The sequence below is a fragment of the Plantibacter sp. Leaf1 genome, assembly GCF_001421315.1.
Taxonomy (GTDB): Bacteria; Actinomycetota; Actinomycetes; order Actinomycetales; family Microbacteriaceae; genus Plantibacter.
In genome coordinates, this window is sequence record NZ_LMJX01000002.1 from 439,270 (window position 1) to 463,688 (window position 24,419).

22 protein-coding genes are annotated in these 24,419 nt (G+C 70.7%); 5 read left to right on the plus strand and 17 right to left on the minus strand.

What is annotated here, in order from left to right; translation table 11 throughout:
- Positions 1-89: 89 nt before the first annotated feature.
- Entirely contained in the window at positions 90-1,088 is a 999-nt protein-coding gene (locus ASE44_RS04265) for an ABC transporter substrate-binding protein (protein WP_056777685.1), read from the minus strand.
- A gap of 265 nt (positions 1,089-1,353) precedes the next feature.
- Here ASE44_RS04265 and ASE44_RS04270 point away from each other — a divergent pair, with 265 nt between their 5' ends.
- On the plus strand, positions 1,354-2,934 hold the full coding sequence (locus tag ASE44_RS04270) for a sugar ABC transporter ATP-binding protein (protein WP_056777688.1): 1,581 nt from the start codon (positions 1,354-1,356) through the stop codon (positions 2,932-2,934).
- Positions 2,927-3,973, plus strand: a complete 1,047-nt coding sequence (locus ASE44_RS04275) for a LacI family DNA-binding transcriptional regulator (protein WP_056006141.1) — start codon at positions 2,927-2,929, stop codon at positions 3,971-3,973. Before ASE44_RS04270 ends, ASE44_RS04275 begins: the two co-directional genes overlap by 8 nt.
- Before the next feature lie 19 nt (positions 3,974-3,992).
- Here the strand turns inward: ASE44_RS04275 and ASE44_RS04280 are convergent, their stop codons facing one another.
- The 6 genes from ASE44_RS04280 to ASE44_RS04305 form a co-directional block, all read right to left on the minus strand.
- On the minus strand, positions 3,993-5,540 hold the full coding sequence (locus tag ASE44_RS04280; RefSeq protein ID WP_235522545.1) for a GMC family oxidoreductase: 1,548 nt from the start codon (positions 5,538-5,540) through the stop codon (positions 3,993-3,995).
- On the minus strand, positions 5,537-6,928 hold the full coding sequence (locus ASE44_RS04285; protein ID WP_056777691.1) for an alpha/beta fold hydrolase: 1,392 nt from the start codon (positions 6,926-6,928) through the stop codon (positions 5,537-5,539). Before ASE44_RS04285 ends, ASE44_RS04280 begins: the two co-directional genes overlap by 4 nt.
- Positions 6,925-7,824, minus strand: coding sequence for an SDR family oxidoreductase (locus ASE44_RS04290; protein ID WP_056780865.1), 900 nt, complete (start codon positions 7,822-7,824; stop codon positions 6,925-6,927). The genes ASE44_RS04285 and ASE44_RS04290 overlap by 4 nt, the downstream gene beginning before the upstream one ends.
- Before the next feature lie 100 nt (positions 7,825-7,924).
- Positions 7,925-9,226 (minus strand): glycosyltransferase family 2 protein, encoded by a 1,302-nt coding sequence (locus ASE44_RS04295; protein ID WP_056777694.1) that lies wholly within the window; start codon positions 9,224-9,226, stop codon positions 7,925-7,927.
- The gene (locus ASE44_RS04300; RefSeq protein ID WP_157579785.1) at positions 9,223-10,197 is read right to left on the minus strand and encodes a hypothetical protein; all 975 of its coding nucleotides are present in this window, start codon (positions 10,195-10,197) and stop codon (positions 9,223-9,225) included. The genes ASE44_RS04295 and ASE44_RS04300 overlap by 4 nt, the downstream gene beginning before the upstream one ends.
- Complete coding sequence (locus ASE44_RS04305) at positions 10,194-11,123, minus strand: WcbI family polysaccharide biosynthesis putative acetyltransferase (RefSeq protein ID WP_056777700.1); 930 nt, start codon at positions 11,121-11,123, stop codon at positions 10,194-10,196. The genes ASE44_RS04300 and ASE44_RS04305 overlap by 4 nt, the downstream gene beginning before the upstream one ends.
- Before the next feature lie 227 nt (positions 11,124-11,350).
- On the opposite strand from ASE44_RS04305, the gene ASE44_RS04310 reads away from it, so the two are divergent.
- On the plus strand, positions 11,351-11,647 hold the full coding sequence (locus ASE44_RS04310) for a hypothetical protein (protein ID WP_056006156.1): 297 nt from the start codon (positions 11,351-11,353) through the stop codon (positions 11,645-11,647).
- 108 nt (positions 11,648-11,755) lie between these two features.
- Here ASE44_RS04310 and ASE44_RS04315 read toward each other — a convergent pair whose 3' ends face one another.
- The 5 genes from ASE44_RS04315 to ASE44_RS04335 form a co-directional block, all read right to left on the minus strand.
- On the minus strand, positions 11,756-13,576 hold the full coding sequence (locus ASE44_RS04315) for a cell wall metabolism sensor histidine kinase WalK (protein ID WP_162235731.1): 1,821 nt from the start codon (positions 13,574-13,576) through the stop codon (positions 11,756-11,758).
- A 69-nt stretch (positions 13,577-13,645) separates the two neighbouring features.
- A complete protein-coding gene (locus ASE44_RS04320; RefSeq protein WP_056777707.1) occupies positions 13,646-14,833 on the minus strand; it encodes an ABC transporter permease in 1,188 nt (395 codons plus the stop codon).
- Complete coding sequence (locus ASE44_RS04325) at positions 14,826-15,533, minus strand: ABC transporter ATP-binding protein (protein WP_056777709.1); 708 nt, start codon at positions 15,531-15,533, stop codon at positions 14,826-14,828. Before ASE44_RS04325 ends, ASE44_RS04320 begins: the two co-directional genes overlap by 8 nt.
- A complete protein-coding gene (locus ASE44_RS04330) occupies positions 15,530-16,573 on the minus strand; it encodes a peptidoglycan-binding protein (RefSeq protein ID WP_082455784.1) in 1,044 nt (347 codons plus the stop codon). Before ASE44_RS04330 ends, ASE44_RS04325 begins: the two co-directional genes overlap by 4 nt.
- Positions 16,570-17,184, minus strand: coding sequence for a hypothetical protein (locus ASE44_RS04335; protein ID WP_157579787.1), 615 nt, complete (start codon positions 17,182-17,184; stop codon positions 16,570-16,572). The genes ASE44_RS04330 and ASE44_RS04335 overlap by 4 nt, the downstream gene beginning before the upstream one ends.
- Positions 17,185-17,299: 115 nt before the next feature.
- Here ASE44_RS04335 and ASE44_RS04340 point away from each other — a divergent pair, with 115 nt between their 5' ends.
- Positions 17,300-17,983, plus strand: a complete 684-nt coding sequence (locus ASE44_RS04340; protein ID WP_200921009.1) for a response regulator transcription factor — start codon at positions 17,300-17,302, stop codon at positions 17,981-17,983.
- A 40-nt stretch (positions 17,984-18,023) separates the two neighbouring features.
- On the opposite strand, the gene ASE44_RS04345 is transcribed toward ASE44_RS04340, so the two are convergent.
- A complete protein-coding gene (locus tag ASE44_RS04345) occupies positions 18,024-18,452 on the minus strand; it encodes a MarR family winged helix-turn-helix transcriptional regulator (RefSeq protein WP_056777719.1) in 429 nt (142 codons plus the stop codon).
- Positions 18,453-18,547: 95 nt separating this feature from the next.
- Between ASE44_RS04345 and ASE44_RS04350 the strand changes: the two genes are divergently transcribed.
- Positions 18,548-19,465, plus strand: a complete 918-nt coding sequence (locus ASE44_RS04350; protein ID WP_082455786.1) for an SDR family NAD(P)-dependent oxidoreductase — start codon at positions 18,548-18,550, stop codon at positions 19,463-19,465.
- Positions 19,466-19,607: 142 nt separating this feature from the next.
- On the opposite strand, the gene ASE44_RS04355 is transcribed toward ASE44_RS04350, so the two are convergent.
- From ASE44_RS04355 to ASE44_RS04370, 4 genes are all read right to left on the minus strand, one after another.
- Entirely contained in the window at positions 19,608-20,573 is a 966-nt protein-coding gene (locus ASE44_RS04355; RefSeq protein WP_056777726.1) for a hypothetical protein, read from the minus strand.
- Positions 20,574-20,681: 108 nt separating this feature from the next.
- Complete coding sequence (locus ASE44_RS04360; RefSeq protein ID WP_056777729.1) at positions 20,682-21,905, minus strand: alkaline phosphatase family protein; 1,224 nt, start codon at positions 21,903-21,905, stop codon at positions 20,682-20,684.
- Positions 21,902-22,795 (minus strand): LysR family transcriptional regulator, encoded by an 894-nt coding sequence (locus tag ASE44_RS04365; protein WP_056777731.1) that lies wholly within the window; start codon positions 22,793-22,795, stop codon positions 21,902-21,904. The genes ASE44_RS04360 and ASE44_RS04365 overlap by 4 nt, the downstream gene beginning before the upstream one ends.
- Entirely contained in the window at positions 22,792-24,147 is a 1,356-nt protein-coding gene (locus ASE44_RS04370) for a cation:dicarboxylate symporter family transporter (protein ID WP_162235732.1), read from the minus strand. The genes ASE44_RS04365 and ASE44_RS04370 overlap by 4 nt, the downstream gene beginning before the upstream one ends.
- Positions 24,148-24,419 lie beyond the last annotated feature (272 nt).

Sequence of the window (24,419 nt, forward strand, 5' to 3'; positions counted from 1 at the left end):
CCGGCGTCGTCGCTGGGGAGCGTGAGCCCCGGAAGGTGTGGGCCGGTCGCCCGGCAGCGAGGCGTTCGCTGCCGGGCGACCGGGATGCATCAGTACGCGCGGGTCGGAAGCGCTTCCTTGGCCGCGTCGGGCGAGTCGAACGTCACGCTCGGCACGACGATCTCGGACTCGACCGAATCGCCGGCGAGAGCCTTCTTGACCACGTCGATCGCGGTGTCACCGAACAGCGGGTTGTACTCCGCGACGAAGCTCAGGCGGCCTGCCTCGAGCGCCTCGAGGGCGGCCTTCGTGCCGTCGATCGTGATGATCTTGACGTCGGTGCCGGGCTTCAGACCGGCCTCCTCCACGGCGAGGGCTGCGCCGAGGCCCATCTCGTCGTTCTGGGCGAACACGAGCTGGACGTCGTTGTTGTTCGCCTTGAGGATCGTCTCGAAGACGCTCTTCGCCTCTTCGGTGGACCAGTTGGCCGACTGCGACTCGAGCTTCGTGAAGTTCGGGTCGATGGTCTCGTCCCAGCCCTTGTTGCGGTCGTTCACGACGGAGAGTCCGGGAGGCCCCTCGAGCACCACGTATTTGGCGCCGTCGGGGAACTGGCCGTTCGCCCATTCGGCGGCGGAGCCGGAGATGCCGACGTTGTCGGGGGCGATCCGGCTCGTGTAGAGCTCGGTGTCGTTCGGCTCGATGCCGCGGTCGAGGAGGACGACGGGGATCTCGGCCTCCTTCGCGCGCTTCAGGACGCTCTCCCAGCCGGTCGCCTCGGTGGCGGACAGCAGGATGGCGTCGACGCCCTCGTCGATGAACGAGGTGAAGGCGGTGATCTGCGAGTTCTGGTCGCCGTTCGTCGCCGGTGCGTACTTGAGGTCGAAGCCGTTCTCCTTCGAGAACGAGTCCTGGATGTTCTTCTCGTTCGCGGTGCGCCATCCGCCCTCGGGGCCGACGGCCACGAAGCCGATGGTGGTGAGTTCGCCGTCGCCGCCGGCGTCGCCGCCTGCGCTTCCGGAACCGCCGGAGCAGGCGGTCGCGCTGATCGCGATGGCACCGACGAGAGCGAGGCCCGCGATGGCGCGGACACGTGCTGTTCTGAACATTGATCTCCTCCTTGAGACCCGCGGTCCCGACACTGGGGCGCGGTGTGAATGCGATGTGTGCTGCTGGTGCAACGCCGGTGGGCACTGATTGTTAGCGATCACAATTGCGTTGTGCTGAACATTAGCCAGGGCCGCGACACCATGTCAACAGGCAATGTGAGCCCTCACATTCGTCCGCGATCCACTCCCCCGACACGTGTCGCTCGCGCTAGAGTCGGGGTCGTCGGCGTTCCACCCGACCGCCCGCCTCGATGGAGAGTCACCCATGTCCACACCCGCGCCGCTCGTGCATCTGCGCGGCGTCTCCGTGCGGTTCCCGGGTGTGCAGGCCCTCGACGACGTCGAGCTCCGACTCTTCCCCGGTGAGGTCCACGCCCTGATGGGCGAGAACGGTGCCGGGAAGTCCACCCTGGTCAAGGTGCTGACGGGCGTCCACCACGTCGACGCGGGTCGCATCGGTTTCGACGGCCGCGACGTGTCCTTCTCGAGCGTCGCCGACGCCCAGGCGCACGGGATCAGCACGGTCTACCAGGAGGTCAACCTCCTCCCCAACCTCACCGTCGCGGAGAACATCCTCCTGGGTCGTGAGCCACGGCACGCCTGGGGTGGGATCTCCGGGCGACGCATGCGCGAGCGGGCCAGGGAGCTGCTCGCTTCCGTCGGACTCGACATCGACCCGTCGTCGCAGCTGTCGACCCATCCGCCGGCCGTCCAGCAGCTCGTCGCGATCGTGCGCGCCATCGCCGTCCGCACCCGGGTGCTCGTGCTCGACGAACCGACCTCGAGCCTCGACACGGACGAGGTCACCGAGCTCTTCCGGATCATCTCGATCCTCAAGGCCGAAGGGGTCGCGATCCTCTTCATCTCGCACTTCCTCGACCAGGTGTACGAGATCTCCGATCGCCTCACCGTGCTGCGCGAGGGCCGCCTCGTCGGCGAGTACCTCCCCCACGAACTGCTCCGCATCGACCTCGTCCACAAGATGATCGGTAAGGAGCTCGCGACCTTCGACGAGATCCGCCGCGGGCTCGACCTCTCCGACGAGGGCGACACACTCGACGGCGAGGAGCCGTTCGTCGCCGCCATCGGCCTCGGACGCCAGGGAGGCGTCGAGCCGATCGACCTGAAGGTCTACGAGGGCGAGATCGTGGGCATCGCGGGACTGCTCGGCTCCGGCCGGACCGAACTCGCCAGGCTCCTCACCGGGGTCGACCGGGCCGACACGGGTTCGGTGCAGGTGGCCGGTGCACCGACCCGTCTCAGCACCCCGCGGCGGGCGCTCAAGCAGCGCATCGTCTACGCCTCCGAGAACCGCCGGACGGAGGGGATCATCGGTGAGCTCAGTGTTCGCGACAACATCGCCCTCGCTCTGCAGGCCGACCTCGGCTGGTTCCGGCGAATCCCCCTGCGGCGACAGAACGAGCTGGCCGAGAGCTACATCCAGGCCATGGGCATCCGGCCCGCGAGCCCCGATGCGCTCATGAAGGAGCTCTCCGGGGGCAACCAGCAGAAGGTGCTCCTGGCGCGGTGGCTGGCGCTCGCCCCGCGACTCCTCGTCCTCGACGAACCGACGCGCGGGATCGACATCGGCGCGAAGGCGGAGATCCAGAAGCTCGTGAGTCGCCTCGCCGAGAACGGGCTCTCGGTCGTGTTCATCTCCGCGGAACTCGAGGAGGTGCTGCGGATCAGTCATCGCATCGCCGTGCTCAGAGATCGACGGAAGGTCGCGGATCTGCCGAACCATGATCTGACCGTGTCGAAGCTCCTGGCAGCGATGTCGGAGGCTCCGGACGAACGGGTGCCTGAACAGCGTCCGAGCGCCGAGCCGGACGGACCCCGTGGCTGAGGCGTCCCGCCATGCGACGATCTTCGACGTCGCTCGGCTCGCCGGGGTCTCCCATCAGACGGTGTCACGGGTGCTCAACGACCTGCCGAACGTCCGACCGGCGACGAAGGCCCGCGTCGAAGAGGCGATCAAACAGCTGCGGTACGTGCCCTCCCCCGCAGCGCGCACCCTGGTCACGAAGCGGTCGCGCACCATCGGGCTCATCGCCACCGGTGGGACGGAGTTCGGACCGTCGTCGTCCGTGCTCCACTTCAACGCGGCCGCTCGGGACGCCCGGTGGTCGGTGTTCACGGCGAACATGGTGGACAGCGACCCCGGATCGGCACGAGCCGCCGTCGAAGGGTTCCTCCGCCAGAACGTCGAGGGCATCGCGGTCATCAGCGCCCGGGAGGGCGTCACCGACATCGTCGCCGGGATGGAGCTGAGCGTGCCGCTCGTCGCCCTGCACGCGACGCCTCGGGCGGGCCTGGTGACGGTCGGTGTCGACCAGTACGCAGGCGCACGGGCCGCGACCGCGCACCTCATCCGGCTGGGTCACCGGCGCATCGGCCATCTCGCCGGGCCCGCGGACGCCGTCGACGCGCGGGAGCGCGAGCGTGGGTGGCGGGACGAACTCGCCGAGGCGGGTCTCGTCGCGCAGCTGATCGGCACCGGCGACTGGACGCCGACCTCGGGCTACGTGGTGGGTCGGCGTCTGGACGACGAGGTGACCGCGGTGTTCGCCGCGAACGACCAGATGGCGCTCGGGCTGATCCACGCCCTGACCGAGCAGGGCGTCCGCGTCCCGCTCGACTTCAGCGTCGTCGGATTCGACGACATCCCCGAGGCCGAGCATCTCTCGCCACCGCTGACGACCGTCCGTCAGGACTTCGAGCTCGTCGGCCGGACCATGCTCGCCACGCTCCTCGACCACGTCAACGGCGACCCGGCGCGAACGACGGCCCCCTCGGTCCCGCTCCTCGTGGAGCGGGACTCGACGGCGGCGGCCCCGACGACGATCCGCGTCCGCCAGGACCTGGCGCGCACCCGGGTCGACTGAGCCGGTCTCCGGTTCCCGGTCAGCGGGCTGCGAGCATCCGGTCCGCGGTCCGCACCGACAACGCCATCTGGGCGAGGCCCGGGTTCGCCGCCAGGGCGCTCGGGAACGTGGAGTTGTCGCAGATCCACAGGTTGTCGATGTCGTGCGAGCGACCGTCGCCGTCGACGACGCCCTCGGATGGATCGGTGCTCATCCGGCACGTCCCCAGCGTGTGCGCCGTGCGTGCGAGCACCCGGGTGCTCCGAGCGCCTGCCGCCGTGAGGATGTCCGTCATCGTCCGGATGGCGTGGCGGTCGATGGCCTCCTCGTTCGCGCCGGGCGAGAAGGTGATCGACGCCCGCGGCAGACCCCACTCGTCCTCCTCCGAGGACAGCTCGAGCCGGTTGCCGTCGGCGGGGAGGCACTCGGCGTTCATGCCGATGCCGGCGCTGTGGCGTGACAACTCGAGTTCGTCCATCAGTTCCGAACCCCACAGGCCACCGCCGCGCACGAGTGTCGTGGCGTAGTTGAAGGGCATGACGCCGAGACTCTGCAGGAGGTATCCGCCGACGAAATCGGCGTCCTTCGGACGCAGGAAGTCCTCGGTGATGAGTGCCGACGGGTAGCCGCGGTATCCGCGGATCTGCTCGTCGAACCGGCCCCACACCTGGACGGCGCCGTGGGCGAGGAAGTTGCGTCCCACCTGGCCACTGGAGTTGGCGATCCCGTTGTGGAGCAGGAGGCGGGGCGTCTCGATCCCACCGCCGGCGAGCACGAGCGCCGCGCACCGCTGCCGATGGTCGGCACCGTCCTGCCGGTAGACCACGCCGGTGACCTGACCGCGAGCGTCGCGCTCGATGGTGTGGACGACCGCATCCGGACGGATCTCCGCGCCGGCCGCGACGGCGGCCGGGAGGTAGGTGATGGCCGTCGTCGCCTTCGCACCGTGGCGTTCGCCCTGGTGGATCGATCCGACGTTCGTCGTCGCGCGCCGCAGGCCGTGGTGGGGCTGGTCGCGGTCGCGGGTGATGATCGCGGCTGGTGCGTCCGTGGCCCGGATCCCGAGGGCGTCGGCACCCTTCGCCATGAGGTCCGCCGGGGCGTTGCGCTGCGGCGGAGCGTACAGGTACGTGCGCGCCGGGTCCCAGGGGTACGGCGTCGGACCGGAGACGCCGATGAACGCCTCGACCTCCTCGACGTAGCGGGTCAGCTCCGCGTGGTCGACGGGCCAGTCCATTCCCTGCCCGGTGTCGCTGCGCAGGCGCAGGTCGCGGGCATCAGGACGTGGGGTGAACGCGCCCCAGTGCACCGTGCCACCGCCGACGCCGAATCCGCTGTTGTTCGGACCGAACGCGGTCGGGGCGTCGCCGCCGCTGAACCGGCTGGACATCCAGTTGATCGTGGTCGCATCGACCTCGTCCGGGGTGGATTCGGCCGGATCGTGGTTCGGCCCGGCTTCGAGGGCGACGACACGGAGGCCCTGCGCGGCGAGGCGTGCGAGCAGTGGCGCACCTCCCGCTCCGGTCCCGACCACGACGACGTCGACGCTGTCCTCGAGGTCGTACGTCTGCATGGAATCGAGGTTCACGCGGTGTCCTTCTGCGTCTGGTCGAGTGGGGCGACGCCGAGGTCGGAGGGCTCCCACTCGTCTCGGGTGTCTGCGGCGAGTTGCTGGTAGCCGGCGAAGTCGACGTCCTCGGCTCCGGTCGCGAAGCCGTCGTAGCCGACCCGCGCGAGGGACGCCGGGTGGATGAGCCATTCCCGCACGAGGTCGACGCGCAGGTCCTCGAACCAGCGACGCAGCTCGTCTCCCGCCACGGTCCCGCCGGGCACGCCCTTCCCGTCGATGACGTCGCGGATCATCGCGTCCTGGCCGTCGGGTGAGGTCGGCCAAGCCGGCAGGAGCTCGTCCAGGCCGACGCGGTAGGCCTCATCGTCCGTCAAGGCCCCCATCGGCCGCCAGCCGTCGCCGCCGCCTGCTGCGAGGTCGGTGTCGACGCGCGCGGCGAGGTCGATCGCCCCGCCGACCGGCTGCGGCACGAGCCGCGCGGCGATCTGTCGGAGCAGGTCGAGCTGCTCCGGCTCCAACACACGCGATCGGTATGCGGCAGCGTCGGGCAACGCCCGTCGTGCAAGGGCGCTCCGGACGCGCGTCGTGGTGCGTGGTGAGGCGATGACGCGCCCCCACTCGGCGGGCACGAGCGCGCTGTGGACGAGGATCTCGTCCCACAGCTCCGTGATCGCGTGCGCGACCTCGGCAGGGCGTTCGAGCGGGAGCAGGTGTCCCGCTCCGGCGAGGGAGACGAATCGCGCACGCGGATATACACCGGACAGCAGGTCCGGCTGCACGGCGGCACCGAGCGCATCGTCCTGGTCGCCAGCGAGGACGGTGCACGGGAGGTCCAGGACGCCGACGGACGAGGTGGTGTCCTCGAGACTGCCCTGCTCCAGCCAGCGTCGCCACGCCACCGGCGACATGGCCTGCACGGACGCGACGGTCGGCTGCTGGAGCTCGGCCGGCAGCGGAGCACCCACGTTGTCGTCGACGAAGGTCTGCGCATCGGCTTCGGCGATGCGGCCGTCCTCGACCCAGGCGAGCATCTGACTGCGCTTCTCGTCGGGCATCGGTTCAGGTGTCGGCGGCGACGGTGCGAGGAGGACCACCCCGAGGAGACCGAAGACGGGGACGTCGCCGTCCCGCACCCGGGATGCGATCCCGGCAGCGATCTTCCCGCCCATGCTGTGCGCACACAGCAGCCACGGGCCGCCGTCGGCCTCGTCCGCGATCACCGCGAGGGCGGTGTCGATCTGTGCGGACACCGAACCGTCGGGCGCATCGGCGGAGCCGCCCTGACCGGGGAGGGTGACGGGGACGACCCGGAAGCGGTCGCCGAGCTCATGAGCGAGGGGCTGCGCCGCCGCCGCGTCCAGGCCGAGCCCGGGAAGGAAGAAGACCGTGCACTCGGCCGCGGTCACGGAGTGACCATGCCGCCGTTGACGTTCAGCGTGGCACCGGAGACGTACCCGGATTCCGCTGAGGCCAGGTAGACGTAGGCCGGCGCGAGCTCGGCAGGCTGCCCCGCCCGCTGGTAGGTGTTCTCGTCGTCGAAGTTCGTCATCTGCTCGTCCGACACGCCGTCGGACACCTGCAGTGCGGTCCACACGGGGCCAGGGGCGACCACATTGACGCGGATCCCCCGGTCGGCGAGCTGCAGGGCGAGACCCTTCGACAGGTTGTTGATCGCGGCCTTCGTCGCGGCGTAATCGAGCCGGTCGGGCGACGGCTTGTAAGCCTCCAGCGATGCCGTGTTGACGATGCTCGCACCGGCACCGAGGTGCGCGAGCGCGGCCTTGGTGATCCAGAAGTTCGCGAAGACGTTCGTCCGGAAGGTCTCCTCGAACTGTTCGTCGCTGAGGTCCTCCACACGGTCGACGGCGATCTGCTTGCCGGCGTTGTTGACGAGGATGTCCAGACCGCCGAGGAAGTCGACGGCCTCCGACACGAGTCGGCGGCATTCGGCGGCGTGCGAGACGTCGGCGACGATCGCCCGGCCGCGTCGCCCGGCCTCGTCGATGAGCCCGAGCACGTGCTCGGCGTCCTCCTCCTCACCCGGAAGATGCGCGATGACCACGTCGGCGCCCTCCCTGGCGAACGCGATCGCCGTGGCGGCACCGATACCGGAGTCGCCGCCGGTGATCAGGGCCTTGCGACCGGAGAGTCGTCCGCTCCCCCGGTAGCTCGATTCACCGAGGTCGGGAACCGGCGTCATCCGGGCCTGGACGCCGGGCTCCGGCTGGTGCTGCAAGGGTGGTTCGACCCGGGCGTATCGGGTCACAGGATTGGTCAGCTCGTACTGGTCATGCGGGGACATGACGACCACGCTAGACGAGTGACCGGTCGACCTCGGTGGGGTTGCGCTCGGGCCGTCAGCCGGTCATGAGACCGGGCGGACGACTCGTGTCGGGGACCCGTCAGCAGAACGACGAGGGTCCGCCCCAGCCGCCGACCCAAGCCTCGAGGCGAGGGTCGGACCGCAGCGGGAACACGCCCTCGGCGACGAGCCGCTCCGTCGTGAACGCGGCAGGGCCACCCCAGCGCTGCGCTCGACGCGTGGCGCGCCGCGACCGCAGGGTGCCGAGCGGGATGCCTTCGTCGTCGACGAGCTCGATGGTGCCCACCTCGCCCGTTCCGAGGCGTCCGACGGCGTCCGTGATCCACGCCGGGTCGAGGACGACGACGGGTCGCTCGAGGTCCCACGTCACGCGCGCGTCGGTCTGATCCGATCCGATGACCACGCGCGGGTCGTCCCGGAGCTCCGGCGCTCCGTCGTCCTCGAGGACCAACCTGGCCTGCGGGAAGGCGGCGAGGAAGGAGTCCGCCGCGATGAACCGGGCGGCCCCGCTGTGCTCACCCCGCAGCCGCATCACGACGTCGACCGCGTCCGACCACAGGGCTCTCGGTGCGGAACCCGGGACGGGGATCGCCGAGAGCAGCCGGGTCGTCTGCGCGTTCGCGCGGTGCATGCCGGAGTCGGCGCGCCCGGCCCACTCCGCGCCGTCGTGCCAGGCCACCGCGGCGGGCACGTGAGCGAGCACAGCACCGGCCTGCCACATCCGGTGCGCCCACTCCCAGTCCTCGCCGCCGTACGTGGTGAAGGTCTCGTCGAAACCGCCGACCTCGTCGAACATCGCCCGCGAACACGCGATGACCGCTCCGATCACGAACCGGTAGGACCGATCGTCGGCCTCGAGGAGGTCGTGCGACCTGCCGTACGCCTCGGCGAGCCAGGCGGGTTCGGCCAGTTCACGACCGGCCGCAGCCTCGACGACGGGCACGTCCGGATCGATGCCGGAGAAGTCGGCGTGGCGGCGACGGCCCACGGTGACGGCCTCGGGCAGCAGGGCCGGCAGCCGGGTCAGCGCACGGACGTAGCCCGGCTCCGGGACCGTGTCGGCGTCGAGGAAGCACAACACCTCACCGCTGCTCGCGCGCACACCGAGGTTGCGGACCGCCGCGAGGCGGAAGCCCTGGTCCTCCTGCCGGACGAGGATCACGTCGTCGGGCACGTCCACCGCTCCCGGTGAACCGTCGTCGGCGACGACGATCTCCAGCAGCTCGTGCGGGTAGTCCTGCGCGGCGAGGGCGTGCAGCGTGCGGCCGAGCTCGCCGGGCTGGTCGTAGTGCGCGACGATCACCGACACCCGAGGGAGCGGATCGGGGTGGATCCCGTCGAGTGTGTCCCAACGGTTGCCGACGACCCAGGGCCGCCTCATGCGTCCAGCCCGTCCCACCAGCGCAGGTACGAGTCCGTCGCCTCCGTCCACGACATCGGCAGGCGCCGCAAGCCGTGCCAGGTCTGCTGTGGCTGTTCGGCGGCGCTGCGGACCGCGACCGCGAGGTCCGATTCGTCGACGGACGTCAACGCACCCGGGCGCAGGGCGGCCATCTCGTCGATGTACCGGTTGCGCATGGCCACCGGTCGCCGACCCCAGCCGATCCAGGACGCGAGCGAACCGGATGCCGAGACGTGTCGGTGCGCGATGACGGGGACGGCGACGGCTCTCCCCCGCCGGGCGATCTCCGCATCGTCGAGCCAACCGGTCACTTCGACGCCGACGCCGAGGGCACCGGCACGACGGATGAAGGCCTCGAGGTCGGCGGCGTGTCCGTCGGAGGCGCGGCCGAGGACCGTCAGTCGGGTCATCCCGGCGGCCGCTGCGGCCGCCGCCGCCTCGTCGTGTCCCTTGCCAGGGTAGAAGAAGCCGAGGACGCCCACGGATCCGTCCGGCACCTGCGGCTGTTCCCCGTCCTGGACTTCGACCGGCAACGGGATGCGGGCCACCGGCCCTGACCAGACGCCCTCCTCGCGGAGGAGCTCCCGCTCATGGTCGCTGTTGATGACCACGCCGCGCGCGGCCGCTGCCACCCGGGCGTAGGCGGCCCGCCGACGTGGGAGGTTGTGCGCCCCGTCGGAGGCCTGCGGGACGTCGTGCAGGGTGACACTCACCCGCAACCGCGCTGCGAGCTGGACGAAGTCGTCGGCGGCGTGCTCCGGTGACTCGCCCCAGAGGCGATCGGTGAAGTGCGCGTGCACCGCGGTGCCGTCGGCGAGGCGATCGAGGTGCGTCGCGTCGACGCTGCGGACGGCCGGATGCCGCGCGGCGACCTCGGCGGCCAGTTCCCGCGCGTAGACGGCGACGCCGTGGTTGCCCGCGTGGACGAGGAGGAGCGGTACCTCCATCACGCGTCACGCCAGACGGCGAGGAGGTCCGTCAGCCTGCCGACGGCCGCGACGACGAGGCCGGGGTGGGACGCGTACCAGTCGGTGTGGGCGGCGCGAACCTCGGCGTCGTCGATCTCGGCACCGTCCACGATCCAGTGGTCACGAGGCTGGTCGGCGAGGGACCATGCGTCGACGACCTCGGGAAGCAGCGGTGCATGCACGGCGTTCAGCAGGGGCCGACCGGGATCGGTGACGCCACCGCCCAGACCGAGCACGCCGAGCACCCTCGCCCCCAGGGGAAGCCAGATCGCGTTCCCGGGGTGGTTGACCGTGCGGACGTGATCGGCGGTGACCTCGTCGAACAGATCGGAGACCGCCACGTCGGTGAGCGCTTCACGCGTGCGGAGCACCTCCAGCGATGACCGGCCGATCGCCCGCACGGCGTCCGGTGGCAGCACGGCCGCGCCGGGGATGCCGGCGGCGGCGGCGAGCGTCCGGACGTCGTGGTAGTCGACGATCGGGAGGCTCTCCTCGAACGCCGGGATCCGGATGGAGGCCTGGAACGGGTGCAGTCCTCCGAAGCGCACCGGCGGCAGGGTCAGGACCCGGCCGCCGGTGGCGGCCGCCACCTGCCTGGTTCCGAGCGGCAGCCCGTGATAGTCGTCGCGGACGGGCTGCGTCACCACGCTGTGGGCGCTCCGCACGACCTCGTGAAGGCGCTCGGCGTCCTCGGCGGTCATCTCGTGCACGGCGGGAACGCGCACGAACCGTCGTCCCTCGGCGTCCATCACCGTGCGGAGCGATTCGGCCTGACAGTTGCCGAGCACCACCCCGAAGTCGGCCGGGAGCGGCGCGAGCCCGTAGAACTCCGCGTAGTGCCGTCGACGCGCCGACACCGATGTCTCGGAGGGCGCGCTGAGGGTGCCCGGGTCGGCGGTGAGGCTCATGCTCCGACCGTATACCGTCGCCGGAGACCGGAGGTTCCTGCGGCCATGAGGTTGCGCAGAGGCCCTACCGTCTGCCAGTCGGTCGGTCGACGCCACACCTGCCTCTGGCGTGAGCGACCAGGTCTATCGGCGATGACAACCGTTATCGATTACATGAAGACATTGCAATTCGTTTATGTATGTGGTGCGATGGATCCATCGCCGGACCTGAAGCTGAAGGAGCACCCATGAGCACCACCGAGATCCACGCCGAGCACACCCTCGCCGACCACACCCACGGAGCCGACTGCGGCCACGAGGCCGTCGCGCACGAGGACCACACCGACTACGTGCACGGCACGCACCACCACGCCGAGCACGGCGACCACTACGACGAGCACGAGAGCGTCGCCGAGCACACCGTCACGGACCACGCTCACGGTGACGACTGCGGCCACGAGGCCGTCCAGCACGGCGACCACGTCGACTTCGTCCACGAGGGCCACAAGCACGCCGCCCACGGCGAGCACTACGACGAGCACTGAGCCCGTCCCTGCTGAACGCCTGAGGGCCTCGACCAGACGGTCGGGGCCCTCAAGCGTTCCCGGGCCGCCCCTTGACCGGGCAAGCCGGCGAGGCCAGGGTTCGACGTCCTACTCTCCCGCGCGCGACGCCCCGCGTCGGTGCTGCTCCGTCGCCGGGAGTGAGACCTCGAACCGGCTGCCCTCGCCGAGGGTGCTGTGCGCGGTGAGCCGGCCCCCCAGCGCCTCGGCGAGGCCGCGGGCGATCGAGAGGCCGAGACCGGTGCTCCGTCCGGCGCGGACCCGCGACGGCTCGCCACGCCACAGCCGGTCGAAGATCCGAGGCAGATCCGCCGCCGGGATACCCTCACCGGTGTCGACCACCGCGATCCGCACCGTACCGTCGACGAGCACCGCGTCGAGGTCGATCCGCCCGCCCGCCGGGGTGTGCCGCAAGGCGTTCGACAGCAGGTTGTCGAGGATCTGCCGCAATCGGGCTGGATCGGTCTCGAGGCGCAGAGGACCGGTGATCTGGACGTGCAGCGCGACATCGGAGGCCGCCGTGCGCACCCGGTACGCCTCGGCGAGGTCGCGCACGACCATCGCCGCATCGCACCTCCGCAGGTCCAACACGAGGTCCCCGGACTCCGCCAACGCGAGCAGCTGCAGGTCGCCCGTGATCCGCTCCATCCGCCCCGCCTCATCCAGCACGAGCCGGCGGAGGGCCGCGTCGTCGAGTCCCAGTCCGTCTTCCGCAGCCTCGACCCAGCCACGGATGTTCGTCAGCGGGCTGCGCAGTTCGTGGGCGATGTCGCCGAGCAGGCGACGGCGGGAGGCCTCGTGTCCGGCGACCTCACTCGACATGCGGTCGAACGCCGCTCCGACGCCGGCGAGGTCGTCGCCCGCGGGGAGCTCCGCGCGGGCATCCCGATCGCCGGCGCTGAACCGCTCGACAGCACCCTCGAGCCGACGCGCGCTCCGCAGGGTCGGCACGATGATGAGTGCCGCCGCCACCGACAGGAGCGCCAGCAGCACCACGATGAACCCGGCGACGCGGGCGATCGATCCGGGACTCGCGTCGAGCGGGCCGCGGGCGTCGCCGCGTTCGTCGGTGAGCACCAGGGTGACGGCGGGCGCCGTCGTGGCCTTCGCCTGATCGATGCGCGCCTGGAGCAGGCACTCCTCGGCGGTGTCGTCACCGCTCGGGACGGTGCGCAGCGCGAGTCCTGCGGGGGCGACCGACGGCGACAGGGCGAGTTCGACGCTGGTGATCAGCGGTGCGTTCGCCGCGAGCAGGCACGCGTTCGTCCGATCACGGAGGTCGTCGAGGGCGGTCTGCTCGCTCGGCAACGGGGTTTCCAGCGCGGCGCGGCCGCAATCCGGGGCATCCTCGTCACCGGAGACGACCGGTCGGCCGGTCGCCCACACCGCCGTCTCGCCGACCGCCTCACCCAGACACGTCACCACCGCGTCAGCCTGCCGGGCGAGCTCCGCACGCTGCGTCCCATCGAGCAGGAACGGCCCGGTGATCCCGTCGGGCAGCCCCAGCTCGGACGTCACCGGATCGGCTCGGAGCGCGAGCGGGTCGAGCAGCCGGGTGGCCCGCGCCGGGCGAGGCAGCTCGGGGGCGGTGTCCGCGATCACCGTCCCGTCGCCGTCGACCACGGCGATGCGGCGTCCCGTCTCCTGACCGAGGACCAACAGCGTCGACCCGACGTCGTTCCAATCCGGGTGATGCCCGGCCCAGACCGTCAGCGCGTCCATCACCTGCTCGTCCCGCATGAGATCGGCGCCGGACGCCTGCTCGTCGTACCGGTACTCCGACGTCTGCGCGAGCCAGATCGTGCCGCCCACCGAGGCCAGCACGAGCAGGAGCCCAGCCGCGAGATAGCGGGCGAGGAGCCGCGGTACGCGTCGGCGCCCCACCGTCGCCGCTCCGCCGCTGTCAGTCATGTCGTCAGCCATGCTCTCATCGCTTCCCGTCCCGGTTCGCATCCATGCCCCGATCGCCACGTCACGCGATCAGGTCGCGGCGAGGGCCGCGGTCGGTGACTGCCGAGCGGCACGGATGGACGGGGCGAGCCCGGCGACGGCACCGGTCACCAGTGCGGCGGCCATCCCGGACAGGATCGTCTCCACCGGGACGACCAGCGGCCAGTGCTGCAGACCACTCCACGCCCAGGTGCCGAGCAGACCGAGCACCACGCCCGTCGCACCACCCAGCGCGCAGAGCGTGACCGCCTCCACGAGGAACTGCGCCTGGATCTGACCCCGGTGTGCGCCGAGCGCTCGCCGCAATCCGATCTCCCGGCGACGTTCCAGCACGGAGACGAACATCGTGTTCGCGACGCCGATGCCACCGATGACGAGCGCGACGGCGGCGAGTGCGAGGAACAGGCCGTCGAAGCTCGACCGGGCCGCGGCTTTCGCGGCGAGCACGGCCGAGGGCTGACTCACCTGCACGAGTCCGCCCGCCCCGGGCGAGAGGGTGGCGGCGACGACGGGACGCAGGGCGTCGATCGACGCCTCGACACCCGTGACGTAGGCGACCGTCGGTGCGCCGTCGAAACCCAGCCAGCGCTGTGCGGCAGCGTCGTCGACGAGGACCGCCGACTGCACGTCGGCGGACAGCGGCGTCTTCGCGAGCACGCCGACGACGGTGAACGCGACGCCGCCGACATCGATCGTGACCGGCCGATCGGGCAGCCGTGACAGGCCCAACCGCTCGGCTGCGTCGATGCCCAGCACCGCCGTCGGCAGGTCGCTCCGATCGAGCCAGCGGCCGGAGGTCACCTCGGTCCGCAGCACCCCTCGGAGGTCACCGCGCACGGCGAGCGTGGTCAATCCGGTCTCCGGGTACCCGCGGAACACGTTGCTGCGAACCGGGGCGTGGGTGTTCCCGACCGTCGCGGCGTCGGTCACGGTTCCGATGCGCTGCAGCATGCCGAGGGCCTCGTCGGGCAGCGGGACGGGCGACCCGTCGGCGCCGGCACGGGGATCGGCACGCAACAGGTCTGCCCCGAGCGCCGTGAGCTGCTCGTCGAGCGCGGCCTGCGAGGAGGCGGGCACGGCGGTGACGGTCACGAGGGTCGCGATGCCGATGGCGATGCCGATCGTCGAGAGCACGGCACGAAGGGGTCGGGTACGGAGGCCGACCGTGCCGACCTCCAGGAGGTCTCGGAGGTCGAGACGTCTGCGGGGCTCACGCATGGGCCATCCTCTCGGTGTGTGCATCGATGTCGGTGTCGGTGATGATGCGACCGTCGCGCAGCTCGATCCGACGCGGCAGCCGTGCGGCCAGCTCGACGTCGTGGGTGATGACGACGACGGTGGTCCCCTCCTCGTGCAACCGTTCGAGCAGCCCGAGCACGCGCTCGCCGTTCGCGGTGTCGAGGGCGCCGGTCGGTTCGTCGGCGAGGACGACGAGCGGGTCGGTCACGATCGCCCTGGCGATGGCGACCCGCTGCCGTTCACCGCCGGAGAGGTCCTGCGCAGCGTGCCCGATCCGGTGTCCGAGGCCCACCCGCTCGAGCGCCGCGCAGGCGAGGTCGCGGCGTTCCCGCCTCGGAACGCCGCTGTAGAGCAGCGCCGTGACGACGTTCTGTTCGGCGGTCACGCCGTCGGACAGGTGGAACCCCTGGAAGACGAACCCGATCGAGCTCCCCCGTACGTCGGACAGTGCCCGATCCGTGAGCTCACGGGTGTCGACACCGCCGATGCGGACCACGCCGGTGGTGGGCCGGTCGAGCGTGCCCAGCACGTTGAGCAACGTCGACTTGCCGGCGCCGGAGCGCCCGACGATCGCGGCGAGCTCACCCGCGTCGATCCGCAGGGAGACGTCGTCCAGCGCGGCGACCCCGCCGGGGTGGATGCGACTGACGTGCTCGAGTTCGAGCGCCGGCGTCGTCATCGTGCCGATACCACGGTCATCCCGGCGTCGATCCCACCACCGCTGACCTCGACGCGGTCGTCCGCGATCAGCCCGATCTCGACCCCGTGGAGTCGACCGCGCTCGTCCTGCAGGGCGTACCCGCCTTCCGCGAGCGCGACGAGGGCCGCCACAGGAACAATCAGCACGTCCCGCACGGAGCGGGTGGCGACCCGGACGGTCACGGCGGCCGCGTCGACACCGTCGAGCGCGGCCTGATCGTCGATCGCCACGACCGCACGCACCTTCGCCTCGGCTCCTTCGCCGGTCGTGGTCACCGTGACGATGGATCCGCCGACGGTGCGCCCGTCGGGCAACTCGATCGTGGCCTTCGCACCGGCGCCGATGACGCCCGCGTCCTTGGCCGGGACCGACGCCTCGACGACGCGGGTCGTGGGCGTGACCATGAACGGCTGCCCACCCGCCGGGTCGCCGAGGCGTGCGGTCACGGCGGCGATACGACTCGGCGCGCTCAGGACGATCACATCGGCAGGTCCCAGCGTGCCGGTACATTCCAGGCCGAGCGATTCCTGCCAGTCCCGCACGGCTTCGCCGAACGCCTCCCCGGTCTCGAAGTCCGCCGGATCACTCCGGCTGAGGTACCCGAGCTCCATGAGGTTCGACGCGACCATGCTCACGTCCGCCCCCTCCATCCCGGAGCCGTCGATCGCGCGATAGAGCGGAAGCTCGCCGATCAGCACCGCGACCGGTCGCTCGTTCGCGCGCAGCGCCACGGATCCGCGGTCGAGGACACCGCCGACCGGGGGCAGGCCGGTGATGATGCCGTCGGCCTTCGTCGTCACGGGCACCGCGGTACCGAACCCGACGGCGCCGTCGAGGCGGGCGGTCTGGACGAGCTCTCCCCGCTCGACGACCACGGTGGCCGGTGCGGCCGTCGGCTCGACCGGAGCCGCATCGGCGGCGGGGCGGAGCAGCAGGGCGGCTCCCCCGGCCCCCGTCGCGAGGACGGCGCAGAGGACGAGCGAACCGATGAGCACGGTGCGCCGTCGCGGCCTCGTCATTCGGCGCTCCCGTCCGAGGTGGAGGCCATGCAGGCGTCCACGTACTGCATCCCGAGCGAGATCGAGGTGGCGTCGTTCGACTCGCCGCCGAAAGCGAGGTTGATCCGGCCGAACGGGTCCGCTTCGGTGATCTCGACCTCTCGCACGCCGCGGTCGCGCAGGCAGTCCACCACGCGCTGCACGAACCGCAGCGCATCGGGGTTCTGCGCATCGAGCTCCCACGGGGGCAACGGCGCCACGCGCAGACAGAGCGCCTCGGCCTCGGCGACCCCCGCGAGATCCTCGGCGACGCCGCCGCTGACCGAGCCGCCGTCGCCGCCCGTCGGAGCGTCCGGCATCGCCGGGCCGTGGTCCGCGAGACAGCGGTCCCGCGGCTTCCAGGCCTCCGCCTCCTCCTCATCCGACATGTCGAGACGCAGGCGCACGGGCTCGCCGTACTCCGCGAAGAGCGGGTCGACGGCCTCGGTCGGGGTCGGAGCGGCGGTCTCCAGGGTCGCGATACCGCCGTCGGCCCCCTGGTCGGAGGCGGGTGCGGAGCAGGCGGTGAGTCCCGCCAGGAGCGCCAGGGCCCCCGCTGCGGCGGTCAAGGATCGATGGGTGGTGCGTGGCACGGTTCCTCCTCAGGTGTGGACGGCTACGACCCACCCTCGTCACCGGATGTGAGCGACTTGTGAGCGAACGGTGCCGAGCCCGACCGCATGCCGGGCCCGTGCCTAGGATCGGAACGTGACCAGAGTCTTGATCGTCGAGGACGATGCCCTGCAGTCGGAGCTCGTGCGCCGCTACCTCGAACGCGAGGGGCACGACGTGACGGTGCTCGCGGACGGTGCCGAGGCGCTCGCGGAGGTGCGCCGCTCGACGCCGGACCTGCTCGTCCTCGACGTGATGCTCCCCGGCGCCGACGGCCTCACGGTCTGCCGGACGCTGCGCGAGGAAGAGTTCGACCTGCCGATCCTGCTGCTCACCGCCCGCTCGACGGAGAACGACCTGCTGCTCGGGCTCGAGCTCGGCGCCGACGACTACCTCGCGAAACCGTACAGCCCCCGCGAACTGGTCGCTCGGGTCCGTGCCCTCCTGAGGCGCGCGCGGCGGGCGACGCCGACGTCGACGGTCATCGCCGTCGGCGACCTCGAGATCGACCCGGACCGGCATCAAGCCACCCTCGGGGAGCGACCGCTGGACCTCACACGCGCCGAGTTCGACCTCCTCGAGGAGTTCGCGCTGCATCCCGGCATCGTCCTCAGCCGCGCCCGCCTGCTCGACCGGCTCCACGGCACGGATCGCTGGATCGGCGACCGCACCATCGACACCCACGTGAAGAACCTCCGGGCGAAGATCGAGACCGATCCGCAGCGCCCGGCCAGGCTGGTCACCGTCTACGGCGTCGGGTACACCCTCCACGCCGGCTGAGCGAGGCGCGGGCTCCGTCCACGTTGCCGTCGCGGTCGCGCTACGCGCCTGAGCGGGCGGCCTTCAGGAGGAGACGACCGACCACCGCGAGTTCCCGCTGGGTGAGGCCGTTGAGCGGACTGTGCCGGAGCACCGCCTCGATCATCGACGCCCTGACCGTGCCGCCGCGTGCCGTCAGGGAGACGACGCGCTGTCGGCCGTCCGAGGCGTCCGGGCGGCGCTCCACGAGCCCCCGTTGCTCGAGCTGCCCGTAGAGGAACGTCGCGTTCTGCGGGGTGCAGTGCATGCGTGCGGCGAGCTCCTTCATCGGCAACGCGTCCACATCGGGGTCGACCATCCACAACGCGTAGGCGGTGTTCATGGTGAGGCCCAACTCGTCGAGCGCGGGCGTCACCGACTCCGTCGTGCGGGCGGTGACGTCGTACGCCGCCAGCAGGGCGGAAGCCGTGTCCGCGGTCCTCAGGTCCATGGGGAAACCGTAGCAGCCCCTTCGAGACTTGAAGTGTTATGGTCAGCAGGTGATTCAAGACTCGAAGCATATTCCCGACCGGAGGACGACCTGCTATGACCACTGAACGACTGGACTCTTGCGTCATCGCGGTCACCGGAGCCACTTCAGGCGTGGGGTACTTCATCGCCGAACAGCTGGCCGCGCTCGGGGCCGAGATCATCGTGATCGGACGCTCCCCGGCTCGAGCACGCACGGTGATCGAGCTGCTCCCCCACCCGCACCGCCATCACGCCCTGACGGCGGACCTCGACGACGTCGACACCGTCCGCTCGGCGGGAGCGCACCTGGCCGCGCTCGACCGCCTCGACGCACTCGTGCTGAACGCCGGCGTGGTGGGTCCGGCGCGGGCGCGCCGAGTCGGGCCGTTCGGCATCGAGCACACCATGGGCGTCAACCACCTCGCTCACGCGGAGCTCCTCCGGCACGCCCTGCCCGCGCTCGAGCGAACGGTCGGTGCCCGAGTCGTCCACCAGGGCAGCCTCGTCGCGGCGACCCATCCCTTCGACCGGTCGGACTGGCTCTCCGAGCGTGACTACCGACCCCGCATCGCGTACACGAACTCCAAACACGCCGTGCAGCTGTTCGGATTCGAGCTGGCCCGTCGGCTCGAAGCCCAGGGCCACTCGACGCGGTCGATCGTCGTCCATCCCGGAGCCGCCATCGACGCCCTCACCGTCGACCGGTCCGGCGTTCACCAGCGCAGCGCATTCGTCCGGGCCGCAGCCGCCGTGATCGGCCCGCTCTTCTCTCGGATCGTCGCCGGCAAACACGAGGCGGCCCGATCGGCCGTCCTCGCCGCAAGCACTCCCGAGCTCCCGTCCCTGGCGTACATCGGTCCGGAACGGCGCGAGGTCGGAACCCCTCGCGTGGTCCCCGCGCCGCCCATCAGCCTCGATCCGGCACTGGGGGCGTTCATCTGGGAGGAGACCGAGCGGCTCATCGAAGCCCCGATCCTCTCGGCGCGGTCCTGACCCCGGCTTCGAGGCCGCCTCGTCGAGGTCCTTATCCGAGGTGTAGGAAGGGCCCATACGCTGCCGCCATGATGGGGGCCGCGTCAACACGATCTCGGTGGCCGTCGGTCAGACCGCCGCCGGACGCCGCCGCGCCGCGAGCCTACCGCGCGCTGGTCTGCGGCGAACTGCTCGACGGCTCCGGGGTGAAGGCGATCGCGCCGGCCGGGTCCCGGGTCAGCACGCCGGTGTAGGAGACCGTCGTGATGGGGAGCTCATCGTCGGAGAAGCGGACGCGGAAGGTCGACGTCGCGTGGTATTCGCCATCGGTCAGCGTGATCACGGGACCCGGCTCGCGGAACCACTGCGCGGTCACGGCCTCCCCCAGCGGTCCCGGCAGCGAAGCGGTCAGCTCGGCCGGACAGGACGGCCCGACGAATCGCTCGGCCGCACATGCAGCCTGCAGCCCCTCGACCACGGCGGCGAGTCCCGGTTCGACATCCGCTGTGAACGCCGGCGAGAAGCTGAAGTCGGCCCGGCCCTCGTCGCCCCCGAGGTCGGGGACATAGGCGGTGAACGCGTCCTCCGTGCCGAGCAGCTTGGTGAGGCCGGTCGGATCCTCGTACCTCACGCCGTACGCACCGGGGAGGAGTTGCAGCTCGGCGCCGTCCTCGGCGAGCGGGTACTCCAGCCGGTCGTTGACGGTCACGGTCGCGGCGGACTCGATGCCGCCGATCGTGATCGGGGTGTCGCCGCGCCAGCCGGTGATCCGGAGCTCGCCGTCTTCGCGCGACACCGAGAGTTCGAGCGTGCCAGGTGCTTCGGCACCGTCGAAGGTGTACTCGACGGTCGCCCTGAATCCTCCGGAGTCATAGCCCCTCGTCTCGACGATACGTGCGTCGGTCGGCAAGGCGTCGGATGCGCGGTAGAAGTCGTCGTCGACGAACTCGTCGGGGAAGTCGATCGTCGTCAACGCCGCCGCCTCCGTCGCCTCGCCCGCTTCGAGGTGTGCGAAGAACTCCTCAACGAGCGCGGTGCTCCCGGAGTCGTCCGTGTCGATCCCCCGTGCACATCCCGTGAGCGAGACGGTGATGGCGAGTACGCCGACGAGTGCTGTGCGTTTCCTCATGGCCACACGCTACTGGTCCCGCGCGGCCGGGCGGATGGGGACCGCTCCCCATCCGCCGACCCGACCGGTCGTGCCTTCACCGATGGCCTCGCCGAGGCGCCCGACGGATCAGGTGTTGTTGAGGATGAGATCGTGGATGTCGCGGCTGCGCAGCACGTTCGCCGCGTAGCGTTCGGCGAGCGGTCCGGTCACCGGTCCACTGATGATGAGCGGGACGAGCTGCTCGTACCGACCACCGTGCGAGCGCAGCGCACCGTGGAGCTGCGTGAGGTCGTGGGCGGAAGCCGTCCGGCCGAGCGCGGTGTCGGCGGCGGCGGTGACGGCGAGGTCGCCGATGCGGTCGAAGGGGTGTTCGTAGATCGTGGCAGAGGCCTCCCGGTCCCACACCTCCTCGATGCCGGGGACCGCCGTCAGGGCTCGACGGGCGCGTTCGCGGTCGGCGTCGGCGAGGTAGATCCAGGCGAAGGAGCCGAGCGCGCCGTGGTGCTTGGTGTACGGGTCGGTGATCGGCAGCACGATCTCGTCGAAGGCGATGCCCGCGTCGCGCAGGGTGTCCTCGAGGTAGATGACGCGTGCTGCACCGGTGGCATCGTGCTTGCTGTTCATCCCGTGGTCAGCGGTGATCGCGATCAGGCATCCGGCATCGAGGTAGTCGCCGAGGAGTCGGTCGAACTCGACGAAGAACTCGTCGGCGAGGTCCTCCCCCGGTGCGGCCGCATGCTGTACCCGGTCGGTGAGCGAGACGTAGATGAGCTTCAGTCCCGGGGTGTGCCGGAGGGCAGCCAAGCCGATGCGCATCGCGTAGTGGCTCGCTCGCGGTTCGTACACGCCGGGTGCCGACTCACCGACGAGCTGCTCGACGTCGTCGATGCCATAGGCGTCGAGGCTGGCGCCGGCGGCACGTTCGACACTGACTGACGGGACACCACCGTTGCCGAGCAGCAGGCGGAGCTTGTCCTTCGTGGTCACCATGAGGGTGGGCACCCCGGCGGCCTCGAACGCCGCGTGGATGCTCGGCGCGCGAAGGAACCGTGGATCGTTCAGCAACTCGAGCGTGCCGTCGGGGAGCCGGCAGTAGTTCCCCGGGATGCCGTGGATCGCCGGTGAGACGCCGGTGACGATGGAGATGTTGTTGGGGTTGGTGAGGCTCGGCATCTCGGAGGCACCGAGCGCGTACGAGCCGCCCGCGGCGAGCATCGCCGCCAGGCGCGGCATGATGTCCCGCCTGAGGGCGTCGTCGAAGTAGCGCGGGTCACCACCGTCGACGGTGAAGACGACGACGGTGCGTTCGGGGATCGTGTAGGTGCGGTCGTTGACGGTGACGGTGCTCATGCGGAGCGGCCTTTCTTCAGGTGGTCGAGGAAGAGCTCCTCGAGGAGGGACGGGGTGCGGACTGGGCGGCTGATGAGCGAGATGACCCGCGGAGGAACCGGGGTCGGGAATTCGACCTCGGCGACCGCGCCGGCCCGCAGGTGGACGTCGACGATGGATCGTGACAGGCAGGTGATCCCGAGGCCGTGTGCGACCGCCGCGAGGATCGCCGAGGTGCCCGTGAGGGTGCTGTGCTGCACCGCGGGGATCTGCCAGCGGGCTGCGAGCTGCAACTGATGCTCGCGGGTCCCGGATCCTCGCTCGCGGAGGAGCAGACGCGTACCGCGCAGCATCGCCGGATCGATCCGCTGGCCGGCCAGGAGATGCTCGGGCGAGATGATGACCGCCTGCTCCTCCATCGCGATCGGCTCGCAGTGGAGTCTCGGGTCGTCGCTGACTCCCGCGATCAGGGCGAACGGGAGCGCACCGTCGATCACCTGAGCGACGATCTGCTCCGTCCGCGCGACGGTGACGTCCACATCGACGTCCGGGTGGCTCGCGAGGAAGCCGGCCAACGCCGCCGGCAGGACGTGCTCTGCAGCGGTGGTCGTGGCGCCGGCCCGCAGCAGGCCGCCGACGGGCGCGTCACGCGCTCGGGCGACGCCGTCGAGCACCTCCTCCGCGCTCACGAGCAGCGCGCGACCATGGTCGACGAGGGCCCGTCCCGCATCGGTGACCTGGAAGCGTCGTGCTCCCCGATCGATCAGTTGGGCGGAGACGTCCGTCTCGAGCTGACCGACCGCTGCGGAGACGGACGACTGCGCGACGTCCATGGCCCGGGCTGCCGCCGTCACCCCTCCGAGGTCGACGACGTGGATGAAGGTCTGCAGGCGTTGCAGGTTCAGCGTCACCGGGTGCTCCGCTCGGCCAGGTCGGATCCGATCACCGCAGGCGCCTCGTCCGGTTCAGAGGATGGGGGCACGTCGCGCCCGCGCATGAACGCGTTGGCCGCTCCCGGCGTGATCTCCCCCTGCCAGCGGGCGATCACCAGACCGGCGACGGCGTTGCCCAGGGAGTTCACCACGGCTCGGCACTCCGACATGAAGCGGTCGATCCCGAGGACGAGCATGGTGCCGGCGATGGGGATGAGACCGGTCGATGCGACCGTCGCGTTCAGCATCACGAAGCCACCACCGGTGACGCCTCCCGTGCCCTTGGAGGAGAGCAGCATGATGGCGAGCAGCAGCAGCTGTTGTCCGAGGTCGAGGTCGATACCGAGCGCCTGGGCGATGAACACCGTGGTGAGCGACAGGTAGATGGAGGTGCCGTCGAGGTTGAAGGAGTAGCCGGCGCTCACGCTGACACCCGCGGTGCCCTTGTCCACGCCGATGGCCTCGAGCTTGCGGATGATCCCGGGCAGGGCGACCTCGGACGACGACGCCCCGAGGGCGAGGAGGACCTCCTCGCGGAAGTACCGCAGGGTGTACAGCGGATTCAGGCGGGCGAGCAGCAGGATGCCGCCGAGGACGATCACGATGAAGAGCGCGGAGGTCCCGTAGAAGGTGAGGATGAGCTTGACCAGCCCGGCGATCACCGCGGCGCCGTGGGCACCGACGGTGTACGCCATCGCCCCGAAGACACCGATCGGTGCGAGATAGGTGACGAAGCGAACGATCGTGAACAGCACCATGCTGAGTCGTTCGACACCGCGGGCGACGATCTTCGCCGGTTCTCCGACGACCGTGAGGGCGATGCCGAACAGCACGGAGAAGACGAGGATCTGCAGGATCGAACCGGCTGCGAAACTCTCGACGATGTTCGACGGGATTAGCTGGGTGAAGTAGTCGGACCAGTGCAGCCCCTTCGCCGCGTCGATCCGCTCCGCGGCGTCCGCGGACACCTCGAGCGACGCGGGGTCGACGCGCAGATCGGCGCCGGGGCGGACGACGTTGACGGCGACGAGGCCGAAGACCATGGCGATGGTCGTAACGATCTCGAAGTAGATCAACGACCGCAACGCCACCGCGCCGAGCTTGCGCAGGTCGTGGACCGCTGCGATGCCCGCGACGACCATGCAGAAGATGATCGGGCCGAGCAGCATCGTGATCAGCGCGATGAAGGCGTCGCCGACCGGCTCGAGCGACGCACCGAAGTCGGGGGCGAGGAATCCGACGACGATGCCGGCGATCATCCCGACGACCACCCAGACGTACAGGCGCTGGAACCATCGAGACCGCTTCGGTGACAACGATCGGCGAGCCACGGCTACCCCCAGAGGAAAACGCCCCGAACGGTTCGGGGCGACACCCAGATAACGGGGCCCGGAGGACATCGAAGAGGACGGGGCGCGGCTCGGGACGGAACGGGAGGTGAACGTGCCACGAACCGCTGCTGTCTCCCATCGGCTGAGGCGATGGTCCGCGGGCGTACCAGCGCCCGGACCGCTCGGACCGAACCCACCGGAATCGCGTCCGGACCGCGTCCCGCCACCCGAGACATCGGCTCAGCTCCCGGCGGGCATCGCCACCATGACGG